The sequence below is a fragment of the Mesorhizobium sp. LNHC229A00 genome (assembly GCF_000502415.1).
Taxonomy (GTDB): domain Bacteria; phylum Pseudomonadota; class Alphaproteobacteria; order Rhizobiales; family Rhizobiaceae; genus Mesorhizobium.
On sequence record NZ_AYWQ01000001.1, the window covers coordinates 44,880 to 56,801 of the forward strand.

The 11,922-nt window shown below is 63.6% G+C and carries 11 protein-coding genes; 9 read left to right on the top strand and 2 right to left on the bottom strand.

The features are described from left to right. The first annotated feature begins 16 nt into the window (after positions 1–16). From X742_RS169215 to X742_RS169190, 6 genes are all read left to right on the top strand, one after another. Positions 17–1,036: an ABC transporter permease gene (locus X742_RS169215; protein WP_084569455.1), complete on the top strand. Its 1,020-nt coding sequence runs from the start codon at positions 17–19 to the stop codon at positions 1,034–1,036. 126 nt (positions 1,037–1,162) lie between these two features. After that, a complete protein-coding gene (locus tag X742_RS169210; protein WP_023769538.1) occupies positions 1,163–1,894 on the top strand; it encodes an ATP-binding cassette domain-containing protein in 732 nt (243 codons plus the stop codon). 10 nt (positions 1,895–1,904) lie between these two features. After that, complete coding sequence (locus X742_RS169205; protein ID WP_023769539.1) at positions 1,905–3,086, top strand: aldose 1-epimerase family protein; 1,182 nt, start codon at positions 1,905–1,907, stop codon at positions 3,084–3,086. A gap of 85 nt (positions 3,087–3,171) precedes the next feature. Next, positions 3,172–4,254, top strand: a complete 1,083-nt coding sequence (locus tag X742_RS169200) for a fatty acid desaturase family protein (protein ID WP_031247563.1) — start codon at positions 3,172–3,174, stop codon at positions 4,252–4,254. A gap of 28 nt (positions 4,255–4,282) precedes the next feature. Then, positions 4,283–4,594, top strand: a complete 312-nt coding sequence (locus X742_RS169195; RefSeq protein WP_023769541.1) for a MocE family 2Fe-2S type ferredoxin — start codon at positions 4,283–4,285, stop codon at positions 4,592–4,594. A 51-nt stretch (positions 4,595–4,645) separates the two neighbouring features. After that, on the top strand, positions 4,646–5,446 hold the full coding sequence (locus X742_RS169190) for a 3-methyl-2-oxobutanoate hydroxymethyltransferase (RefSeq protein WP_023769542.1): 801 nt from the start codon (positions 4,646–4,648) through the stop codon (positions 5,444–5,446). Here the strand turns inward: X742_RS169190 and hutH are convergent. Together hutH and X742_RS169180 are read right to left on the bottom strand one after the other, a co-directional pair. Next, complete coding sequence (gene hutH, locus X742_RS169185) at positions 5,411–6,928, bottom strand: histidine ammonia-lyase (RefSeq protein WP_023769543.1); 1,518 nt, start codon at positions 6,926–6,928, stop codon at positions 5,411–5,413. The genes X742_RS169190 and hutH overlap by 36 nt on opposite strands. Continuing rightward, a complete protein-coding gene (locus X742_RS169180) occupies positions 6,925–7,926 on the bottom strand; it encodes an ornithine cyclodeaminase family protein (protein WP_023769544.1) in 1,002 nt (333 codons plus the stop codon). The genes hutH and X742_RS169180 overlap by 4 nt, the downstream gene beginning before the upstream one ends. A 126-nt stretch (positions 7,927–8,052) precedes the next feature. Here X742_RS169180 and X742_RS169175 point away from each other — a divergent pair, with 126 nt between their 5' ends. From X742_RS169175 to X742_RS169165, 3 genes are all read left to right on the top strand, one after another. Then, positions 8,053–9,486: a DHA2 family efflux MFS transporter permease subunit gene (locus tag X742_RS169175; protein ID WP_023769545.1), complete on the top strand. Its 1,434-nt coding sequence runs from the start codon at positions 8,053–8,055 to the stop codon at positions 9,484–9,486. Between the two features lie 271 nt (positions 9,487–9,757). Continuing rightward, positions 9,758–10,744, top strand: coding sequence for an ABC transporter permease (locus X742_RS169170; RefSeq protein ID WP_023769546.1), 987 nt, complete (start codon positions 9,758–9,760; stop codon positions 10,742–10,744). An 88-nt stretch (positions 10,745–10,832) separates the two neighbouring features. Further along, complete coding sequence (locus tag X742_RS169165; protein ID WP_023769547.1) at positions 10,833–11,858, top strand: sugar ABC transporter substrate-binding protein; 1,026 nt, start codon at positions 10,833–10,835, stop codon at positions 11,856–11,858. Positions 11,859–11,922: the final 64 nt, after the last annotated feature.

Here is an 11,922-nt window from a genome sequence, read left to right on the forward strand (position 1 = left end):
GGGCGTCTTTTCAAGCATGGTTCAAGCAGTCATGACAATTGCCGCAGAAGACGAAGCGCCGGGGGTGAAAGGCAGATCGCGCCTGCTGCGCTCGCCGCAATTCTCCTCCTTCGTCATCCTCCTCATTTTGCTCGCGGCATTCGCCGTCGCCGACGCCAATTTCCTGTCGCCGCTCAACATCTCCAACATGATGGCCTTCCTGCCCGAGCTCGGCATCATCGCGCTCGGCATGACGCTGCTTTTGACGGCAGGCGAATTCGATCTTTCCGTCGGCGCGGTGTTTGGGCTGGCGCCAGTGGTGGTGATGCTGCTGGTGCAAAATGGCGGGGTGGATATAGGTGTCGCGCTTCTGGCCGGGCTGCTGCTGTGCATCGTGATCGGCGCGATCAACGGGCTGATCGTCACCAAGATCGGCATCTCCTCCTTTCTGGTGACGCTGTCGATGTTGCTCGTCGTGCGCGGGGCAGCGCTCTACATCACGCAAGGCTTTCCGCTGAAATCCTGGGACCAGCCGGGCTTCTTCGTGACGCTGCTCGCCGGCAGCTTCAACATCGGCTCGTTTCGCTTCTACACCTCGCTGTGGTGGTTCATCGGCCTCTCACTGTTTGCCATCTACATCCTGCGTTACGCCAAGCTCGGCAACTGGATCAGCGCCATCGGCTCCAATCGCAACGCGGCGGTGGCGCGCGGCGTGCCGGCCGATAGGGTCAAGATCTGGCTGTTCATCGCGACTTCGGTGCTGGCTGGCCTTGCTGGCATGATCAGTGCCTTCCGCATCTCGGCCGCCTCACCGGTGGCCGGCACCGGCTATGAGCTGGAAGTGATCGCCATGGTGGTGGTTGGCGGCACGGCGCTGACCGGCGGACGCGGCACCATCCTCGGCACCATCGTCGGCGCGCTCATGCTGCGCGCCATCCGCAACGGCATCGTACTGATCGGCGTACCGGGGCTCGCCTACAACATCTTTGTCGGCCTCATCATCCTCGCCATGCTCATCCTGCACGCTTTGCTGCAGAAGAACGCCGCAAGAGGCTGACGATGATGCAAGAAGTACTTCGGCTGCAAAACCTGCAAAAGTCCTTCGGCAGCGTGCGCGCGCTGAAGAACGCCTCGCTGACACTGCGGGAAGGCGAGGTGGTGGCGCTGCTGNTCCTTCGGCAGCGTGCGCGCGCTGAAGAACGCCTCGCTGACACTGCGGGAAGGCGAGGTGGTGGCGCTGCTGGGCGACAATGGCGCCGGAAAATCGACGCTGATCAAGGCGATCTCGGGTGTTTTCCCGGTCGATCGTGGCGACATCTTTGTACGCGGCGAAAAGGTTTCGATCCGCTCGACCCGGGATGCGATGGACCTCGGCATCGAGACCATCCATCAGGATACCTCACTGGCGCCCGATCTCAGCATCGCGCGCAATCTTTTCCTCGGCCGCGAGCCGGTCAATTTCGGCTGGCTCGGCGTGTTCGCGCCGCTCGACCTTGCCAAACTGCGCAAAGCCGCTTCCGAACTGCTCAAGCGTGTCGGCATCTCGAAGAAGCTCGACGCCGATGCGCTGGTCTCGACGCTGTCGGGCGGCGAACGCCAGTCGATCGCCATTTCACGCGCCATGCAGTTCGCCGCCAAGGTGATCATCCTCGACGAGCCGACCAACAATCTCGGCGTCGAGGAAACCCACGGTGTGCTGCGCTTCGTCAAGGAGGTGCGCGACGCCGGTCATTCGGTGCTGCTCATCACCCACAACATCCACCACGTGTTCCAGGTCGCTGACCGCATCGTCGTCATGCGGCGCGGTGAGATCGTCGCCGAACAGACGGTCGCCGACACCGACCTCCTGACCGTGGAAAGCATCATCACCGGCGCCGATATGTCGGCCTTGCTCAAGGAGGCGAGGGCAAAGTGAAGGGCGTCGCATGGTAGAGCTTTACGGCAAGACGCTGTCGCGTCGGCAAGTGGCCGAGCGGTCAGGCCAGCTGTCGCAATTCGCCGGCGTGCGGCTCATGACGCTTGGCGACGGCGTCGAGCGTGGCATCCGCATGCTGGAGTTCCGGACCGGCTCGGGCCTGCGCTTCACCGCGCTGGTCGACCGGGCGCTCGACATTGCCGATTGCGACTTCAAGGGCCAGGCGATCGGCTGGCATTCGCCGAGCGGCTTTCGCCATCCTGGCCTGCACGATTATGAGGGGGAAGGGGGGCTCGCCTGGGCGCGGTCCTTCTCGGGTCTGCTGGTCACCTGCGGGCTCGACCATATTCTGGGGCGGGAAGAAGTGCCGGCCGAGAGCTACAACTATCCGGCCAAGAAGACGGTGCTTCATTCGCTGCATGGTCGTGTCGGTACCATCCCGGCGCGGCTGACCGGCTATGGCGAGCGCTGGGAAGGCGACCGCTGCGTGCTGTGGGCCGAAGGCGTTGTCCAGCAATCGGCGGTGTTTGGCGAGGATCTGCATCTCACTCGCCGCATCGAAGCCGATGTCGGCGGTAACGAGATCCGGCTTTCGGACCATGTCGTCAACCACGGCTTCAACCGCACCCCGCATATGTATTTCTACCACATCAATATCAGCCATCCCTTGCTCGATCAGGGCTCGCGCTATCTGGCGCCGATCCGGGACGTGGTGTGGGCCGGCCATGCGGGCGAGCGCTATGAGACGCAGAAGGTCGGCTATCGCACCGTGCCGGAACCGCAAATGCAATTCAGCGAGCAGGTCTGGCAGCACGAAATGGGCGCCGACGGGAAGGGCGAGGTGCCGGTGGCGGTGGTCAACGACCGGCTCGGCCTCGGCTTCGAAGTGGTGACGCGCAAGGACCAACTGCCTTGCGCCTATCAATGGCAGAATTTCCAGGCCGGGCAGTATGCACTTGGCATAGAGCCATCGACCCACCATGTGCTCGGCGATCTCGCTGCCCGCGAGCGCGGTGAGATGATCTGGCTGGAGCATGGCGAAAGCCGGGCCTATGAAGCGGTGTTCCGCGTCCTCGACGGCAAGGAGGAAATTGCTGGCGCCGAAGCCAGGATCGCGGCTATCGCCCGACAGCCCGAGCAGGATTATCCTCAGCCTTCTCAAAATTTTCCAAGACTGGCCGGCAGGACATGAGCGCGACATCTATTCAAAGCAAGCCCTCCGGCCGGCGGACCGGATTGCCAGCGCTGCGCGAAGGTTGGAGGCCAATTTGACGACGATGGCGAAAAAGCGCGACTACAGCCTGGTCGGCGAAAGCACCAGAACGGCGATCGAGACCGGGCTTGCCTCGGCCGAATGGTACCACACCGACGTGCCGCGCAAGGCGATGAAGGAACTGATGCAGCGTTCCGACGGGCCAGCGATCCGCGACACCGTCATCTGGATTGTCGCGATCCTGGGCTCGGCCGCGGGTATCGTCTGGTTCTGGGGTTCGTGGTGGGTGGTGCCGTTCCTGTTCGTCTATGGCGTGCTCTACGGCTCGTCGAGCGACTCGCGCTGGCATGAATGCGGCCATGGCACGGCTTTTCGCACGCGCTGGATGAATGATGTCGTCTACCTCATCGCTTCGTTCATGCTGATGCGCAATCCCGTGCAATGGCGTTGGAGCCATGCCCGCCACCACACCGACACCATCATTGTCGGCCGCGACGCCGAGATCGCCGTCATGCGTCCGCCGGACCTGTTGAAGGCGGCGCTCGCCTTTACCGGCATTCTCGACTTTCGCTATTCGCTGCCGACGCTGGTGCGGCAGGCATTCGGCACACTATCCGACGAAGAGAAGAGCTATATCCCCGAGATGGAACAGCATAAGGCCGTGGTCGCGGCCCGCTGGCATGTCGCGATCTATGTCGCGACGATCGCCCTCGCGATCGCGCTGAGGTCATGGATACCGCTGGTGCTGATCGGCCTGCCGCGCCTCTACGGCACCTGGCACATGGTCACGACCGGCCTGCTGCAGCACATAGGGCTCGCCGACAATGTCGTCGACCATCGGCTGAACACGCGCACCGTCTACATGAACCCGATCAGCCGGTTCATCTACTGGAACATGAATTACCATGTGGAGCACCACATGTTCCCGATGGTGCCGTATCACGCGTTGCCCAGGCTGCATGAACTGATCAAGCACGATCTGCCGAAGCCCAATCCGTCGATGTGGCATGCCTACCGCGAGGTCTGGCCGGTCCTGCTCAGGCAGCTGAAATACGAGGATCATTACCTCAAGCGCGAACTGCCGCCCACGGCCAGGCCCTATCGCGGTGAGTTCCATGAGGTCGATATGTCGGCGGCGGCCGAGTAGAGATCGCGAATGTCCGCAGGAGATAGAGATGGCCGATTGGGTTGAAGCGTGCGCGGTGGACGATGTCGAGGAAGAGGATGTCATCCGCTTCGACCATGGTGGGCGGACCTTCGCGATCTATCGCTCGCCGGATGACGAGTTCTTCGCCACCGATGGCTTTTGCACGCATGAGAAGGCGCATCTGGCCGACGGGCTTGTCATGGACGACATCATCGAGTGTCCCAAGCACAATGGCCGCTTCAACTACAAGACCGGCCAGGCCAAGGGTGCGCCGGTCTGCGTCAATCTCGCGACCTATCCGGTGAAGATCGAAGCTGGCAAGGTGATGATCCAGATATGAAGCGCTGCATGATCAACCATCGCGCAAGCCGCAACAAAAGGGGACGTTTTAATGAGCCGAAAGAGACCGACCGTCGCCGATTTGCGCGCCATGAAGGGCAAGCGTCAGCTGACCATGCTGCGCGTGCTCACCCTGGACGAGGCGGAAGCCGCCGAACGGGCAGGGGTCGACATCGTCTCGGTGCCGCCCGAACTGGTGCTGAACCCGCGGTACCGCGATGCCGCGCCCAGCCTGTTCACCATGCCGGGCGACAATTTCTTCGAGATCGGCACCGCGGATGATTTCGTGCGCTGGGCCTTCCGGCTCTACAAGGCCGGCGCCGACGCGGTCTATTGCAGCGCGGGCTACGCCACCATCAAGCGAATGGCCGACGATGCGGTTCCCGTCATCGGCCATGTCGGCCTCATTCCTTCCCGCGCGACCTGGACCGGCGGCTTCAAGGCGGTCGGCAAGTCCGCCGATACGGCGATGCAGGTGTTCGAAGCCGTCAAGCAACTGGAGGCTGCCGGCGCGATCGGCGCCGAAATAGAAGTTGTACCAGTCGAGGTGGCGAAGGCTATCTCGGAGCGCACCTCGCTGATCATGCTGTCGATGGGCGCGGGCACCGGCTGCGACGCGCAATATCTGTTCGCCGACGACATTCTTGGCCAGAACCGTGGCCACATGCCGCGCCACTCGAAGATCTACCGCAATTTCGCCGCCGAATACGATCGGCTGCAGGCGGAGCGGGTGGCGGCATTTTCCGAATATGTCGCCGACGTCAACAGCGGCGCCTATCCCGAGGACCGGCACATCGTGCACATGGACCCGGCCGAGCTACGCCTGTTCCTCGACAAGGTCGGCCGGGGCTAGGACCGTTTGCCATTTGCCGCCGGCGAGCGCTGCGTGGAGTGCTTCCGCATCGACGCCGAGCGGCCGATCATGCTTGAGCGCGGGGACGAGCGCGCGTGTCGCCGTGTGGACGGCTGATGTGCGTGGCGCCAGCGCCAATCCCTCACGCAGGTCGACGGCTTGCGCCGCCGCCATTAACTCGAAGGCGATCAGCCGCCGCCACAGCGTGATCATGTCGGCGCATTTCGAAACCACCAGCGGCGTCTGCGTGGCGTGATCCTCCACGCCTTCCGAAACCGGCAGGAAGTCAAGCATCACCGGATTGGCCTTGTGGCGGATGGCAGCCAGGATCGATGTCACCGTCTTCTGCAACGGCACGAAACCGGCCGAGGCGCCACCGACCGGCGACAGGTATTTCGGCAGGCCGTTCCGACCCGAACCGGTGAGCTGGATAAAGCGGGCGGCACTGGCGGCGGCACATTGAGCGATTGCCAGGCTTAGCGCCTCGAAGGCGAGCGCCAGCGAAGCGGTGTGAAAGTTGCCCGTCGACAGCACCAGCTCGTCGTCGCTCAGAACCAGCGGGTTGTCGGCGGCGGCATTGAGTTCGGTCTCGACGGCGCGTCTTGCCTGGCCGATCGCCTCGATCAGCGCGCCATGGATCGAGGGCATGCAGCGGATCGAGAGCGGGTCCTGTATGGTGGTGGGGGCCGGCGCTTCGTCGCGGGCGAGAAGATCGTGCAGCGCCTTGGCGGCTTCCTGCTGGCCGGCGGCGGGCCGCGCCATGTGCAGGCGGGGATCGAGGATGGTGCGGTTGGCGCCGAAACCTTCCATGGTCAGCGCGCCAGCCTGCTGCTGCTGGGCAAGAGCCGACAGCGCGTCCGTGACCGCAAGCGCGCCGCCGCCGGCGGAGACGGCGGAAGCGTTGATCAGCGACAGCCCATCCTTGGGCGCCAGGCCGATGGGGCCGAGGCGGGCCATCATCAGTGCCTTGACAGCTGGCATGCGCCTTCCCTGATAATCAGCTTCACCTTCGCCGATCAGCAGGCGGGCGATCGCGGTCATCAGCACCAGGTCGCCAGCGCCGATCGAGCCGAGCGACGGCATCACTGGATGGACGCCCGCGTTGAGGACTTCGACCAAGGCAACGAACACGGCGGGCGACAGGCCGGAGCCACCGGCCGACAACATTGTCAGACGGGCAAGCATGGTGGCGCGCACGGCCTCGATGGGCAGCGCTTCGCCGACCGCGCCGCTGCGGCCCTCGAGCAACTGGCGCTGGAAGGCGCTGGCGTCACCCTCGACCGATGTGCGAAGATTGGCGCCGAGGCCGGTGTTCAGGCCGTAGATCTGCTGGCCGGAGGCCGCCGCCTGGTCGAGCACCTTTCGCGCCTTCTCCAGCCTGCCGATGACATTGGCTCCGATCTCCACCTTGCGCGCCTCGCGGGCAACAGTGGCGACATCGGCGACACTGATGCCGGCCCCGGTGAGGACGAGCGCGCTCATGCGAAGCGCAGCCTTTGGCCGATGCCTTGCGCCTGCGCCTTGGCAAGCATCGCCTTGCCGAGCGCAATGTCGGACAGCGACAGGCCGCGATGCCAGAAGAGGATGGTTTCGTCGTCACTCTGCCGTCCCGGCCTGAGGCCGGCGGCGATCTGGCCGAGTTCGGCATGCAGCGTCTTTTCGCTCAGCCGCCCGGCCTCGACATGCGCACGCAGCGAGCCGAACTTGCCACCCTTGCACTGACCCCAGTCGTCGACGACCATCTTCTGCATGATGTCGGTCAGCGACAGCTCCACCGCGCTCATCGTGCCATAGGGAACGACAAGCGCGCCCGGCTTGATCCATTCTGTCTTCAGCAGTGGCTGCGGCTCGGGCAGGCGCGAGGCTTCGACGACGATGTCGGCGCCCTTGACGCAGCTCTCCCAGTCGGCGACCGCGGTGACGGGCTTGCCGAGGTCGGCGGAGAGTTTTGCGGCAAAGCCGTCGCGGCTTTCGGGGCGGCGCGAATGGACGCGGATCTCGTCGAAATCGAAGAGATGGTCGAGCAGGCGCACATTCCAGTACGCCGTGCCGCGCGCGCCGATATGGGCGAGCACCTTCGAGTTCGTGCGCGCCAGGTGCTTGGCGCCGATGGCGGTGACGGCGCCGGTGCGCATGTCGGTGATGACCGTGGCGTCGAGAATGGCGCGCGGCGTGCCGGTGCGTGGATCGAACAAATTGAGGATGCCGAATTCCGAGGGCAGGCCGTGAAGATAGTTGTCGACATAGTCGCCGACGATTTTCACGCCGGCCGTATCGAGCGGCGCGACGTAGCCGCGCAAGACATTGAAGTGGCCGTGGAAGGACGGGTCGGGTTCGAGGTGGACACGCGGCTCGATCACCGTCTGGCCCTTGCCTTGCGCAACGAGCCCGGCCTCGACGGCGCCGATGATCTCGCCATCGGCCATGGCAAGCGCTTCGATGTCGAGGGCGTTGAGGTAGTCGATATAGATAGGCTTCATGCGTCCACGGTTCCTGTCGTTTAAGACCGAGCCCCATTCATTCCATAACAGGCGGCGATGCGACACGAAAGTTTGTTGGTCCATCGCTGGACGCGGTTGGCTAAATGTTGTTGAAACCGACCCGACATGACGGCCATTCCCGAAAGTGAAACCTTACCCGAAACAGCGACGAATTCGCGGCGCGTGGCGCTGATCGTCGCCATCGCCTTCTTCATGCAACTGCTGGATTCGACGATCATCTCGACGTCGCTGCCGCAGATGGGCGCTTCCTTCGGTGTGCCGGCGGTGGCGATGAGCATCGGCATCACGGTCTACATGCTGACCATGGCCGTGTTCGTGCCGCTGTCGGGCTGGCTCGCCGACCGGTTCGGCGCGCGTAACATTTTCCTCGCGGCCATCGCGCTGTTCACACTGGCGTCGCTCGCCTGCGGCTTCTCTGGGAATCTGACCGAATTCGTCATTGCCCGGGCCGTGCAGGGCCTAGGCAGCGCCTTGATGACGCCGGTCGGCCGCATCCTGGTCCTCCGCAACGCGTCGAAATCCGAATTGCTCAACGCCACGGCGCTGATCACCTGGCCGGCGCTCTTTGCGCCCGTGGTCGGCCCGGTGCTTGGCGGTTTCATCACCACCTATCTGTCCTGGCACTGGAATTTCTTCATCAACATCCCGCTCGGCGCGATCGGGCTGGTGTTGGTCGCCCGCTTCATTCCGGGCGACCGTGAAGCCGATCCCAAGCCGCTCGACTGGCCGGGTTTCTTCCTGACGTCGCTGGGGCTCGCCTGCCTGCTCTATGGACTCGAGCGCATCGCGCATCCGGAGGATGGGGCCTTGCCGACGGTGCTGCTGATCGCGGCGGGAATCGTCGTCGGCTGGCTAGCGGTGCGCCATCTGCGCCGCGCGCCGCATCCGCTACTCGACCTCTCCTCGTTCGAGGTGCAGACCTTCGCCATCTCGACGCTTGCCGCTGGCACGATCTTCCGCGTGGCGATCAACGCCACGCCGTTCCTATTGCCGCTGCTGTTCCAGGTCGGCTTCGGCCTCTCGCCCGTCGATGCCGGCATGATGATCCTGGCCTATTTCCTCGGCAATCTCGGCATGAAGACGGTGACCACGCCGACGCTGCGTCGCTTCGGCTTCCGCTCGGTGATGGTCGTCAACGGCATCGTCGCCTCGGTGTCGATCATGGCCTGCGCGGCGATCTCGCCGCAGACCCCGCAGGCGCTGGTGGTGGCGCTGATGCTGATCGCCGGCCTGTCGCGCTCGATGCAGTTCACCGCTCTCAACACGCTGGCCTTCGCCGATATCGCCGCGGCGCAGCGTAGCTCCGCGGCGACCTTGTCCTCGATGCTGCAGCAAGTGGCGATGCTGTTCGGTGTCGCGGTGGCGGCGGCGATCCTCAACCTGTCGCAGATCGCCAGGAACGGGTCGGTGCTCGACCTCGCCGATTTTCGAGCAGCCTTCCTGCTGATTGGCATCATCGGGCTGGTGGCGTCGTTCCGCTTCCTGGTGTTGCCGAGGACCGCCGGCGCCGAGGTTTCCGGCCACACGGCCGGAAATTGAAATCGAATTTTCCGCCAGATCGCAGGGTTAAATTCCGTCTTCGCCTTTCGCCTAGGTGTTGTGCTTTCGCCAAGCGCCGAGACGGTGCAAACAATTGCCAAAAGTGCAGGAGTTTCCGGGGATTGCGCCAGATTCGGCCACCAATGCGTCCACTTTGCGAATCTCATCGCCAGCCCACGTTTTGAACGCGGATTCATTTGACGAGGCGGCATTGAGCCGATTAGCTTTCTCTCCAGGGGTGGCAGCGCTGCCACCGGGGTGAAAGCAGACAATGAACATGGCCGGCTGGCTGAACTTCAGAAGCCTGAATCAGGAAGGCATTGTCTTTGCCATAGCAGTGGTGCTGTTCGTCGCGGCCGCAATCGGTCTGCCAGGTTTTATCGATGCGAACAATCTGGTTGCCATTATCCGCTCGGTCTCGGTGCTGGGTATACTGGCGCTGGGCATGGCTGTCGTCATCATCGGCCGCGGCATCGACCTGTCGGCGGTTGCGATCATGGCCATGTCGGTCGCCTGGTACCTGCAACTGCTCAACAGCGGAACGCCGGACGGGCTCGCCTTCGCCTATGTGCTGGCCGGCGTGTTCGCCATCGGCCTGCTCAACGGCTTTCTCGTCGCCTATGCCGATGTGCCGGCGATCTTCGTCACGTTGGCGACCGGCTCCTTCGTCTTCGGCTATGTCCGTTCGCAATTGATCACGCAGGACGCGGTGCCAGTGCCGCAGGGCCATTGGGTGGAACTGCTCGGCGGTCTACGCTTTCTCGACGTCCCGATCGAGGTGTTCGTCTTTGCGGGGCTCGCGTTCCTGTTCTTCCTGTTCCTGCGCTACACCAAATGGGGCCGCTACATCTATTTCGCTGGCGACAATCCGGTCGCGGCGCGCAATATCGGCATTCCGGTGCGGCCGATGCTGGTCCTGCGTTACGTGCTCTCGGCATTCGTCGCCCTGATCGCCGGCCTTTTGACCGCAGCCAGCCTGCATTCGATCAACACGCGTGTCGTCAATTCGACGCTGCTTTACGACATTGTGCTGGTGGCGGTGATCGGCGGCATCGGGCTGTCGGGCGGGCGGGGCGGGGTGCGCAACGTGCTGGTCGGCGCCGCGCTGATCGGCATCCTGCTCAACGCCATGACCATCATCGATATTCCGCTGCTCTACCAGAACCTGATCAAGGCGGCGATCCTGCTCGGCGCCATCATCGTCGACGGCATCATCAACCCGCGCGACGAACAGACCGCGCAACAAGGTGACATTTAGAGCAGATGGGCTAGCCCATCTTGCTCAGGGGTACCCGGGGCGATCGCGACGATCGGCCGGCAATGAAAACCGAACCAGAGGATGAGACATGAAACTGATCAGAACACTCATGGCGGCGGCCACGGCGCTGGCCGTCACCGCCTTCGTGGCGCCGACCTTCGCCGCCGACGATCCAGGCCCCGCTGCCTATGCACAAGCGCTGAAAGGCAAGCGCGTCATGCTGGTGCCGCTGGCGATGGGCTTCGACCTGGCGCAGGGCTGGTCGCATTATCTGAAGAAGGAAGTCGAAGCCTGGGGCGGCACGTTCGAAACGCGCGATCCCAACTGGGTCGTCGATGCCGGCGCGCAGGCGATCACGGACGCGATCTCGTCCGACACCAGACCTGATGTGCTGATCATCCATGCGCCGGACCTCAACTCCTATTCCAAGCTTATGAAGAAGGCGCAGGCCGCCGGCACCTATGTGATCCTGGTCGACAATCCGGCGAATTTTCCCGCCGATGCTTTCGTCGGCAGCGACTGGGACCGGCTCGGCCAGCTCGAGGCGGAAGCCGCGATCAAGGGCTGCGGCGAGAACTCGTCCAAGAAGATCGGGCTGGTGCAGGGCGACCAGGCCAACTCCTCCAGCCTTTACCAATATGCCGGCATCATGAAGGTGCTGGATAAGCATCCCGACTACAAGGTCGTGGCCAAGCCCGATTCCAACTGGGATGCGACGACCTCGCGCAACGTGACCACGACCATGCTGCAGCAGAACCCGGACATCTGCTCGATCATTGATTTCTGGGATGGCGATGCCACCGGCGCGTCGGCCGCGATCCGCGACGCCAAGCTCGACGGCAAGGTGTTTTTGGTCACGACCGGCGGCGGCGAAAAGGCGGCCGATTGCGACAAGCTGAACGATGGCACCTATGGCGCCGTGGTGATGACCGATCTTGCCCGCCAGTCGGGCGACATGAACGCCATCATCAAATTCTTGCTGCAGAGCGGCCAGCCGGCCGGCACCTCCCACACCTACATTTACACGCTGGAGAAGGCGACGACCAAGGCCGACCTCAAGCCCGACAGCTGCTGGGACCTGAAGGCGCTGCAGGCCGAAGCGGCGGCGAAGTAAGCTGATCGTCCGCAACCGATATCGACGAGGTGGCCGGATTGTCCGACCACCTCTTTCTCTTGTG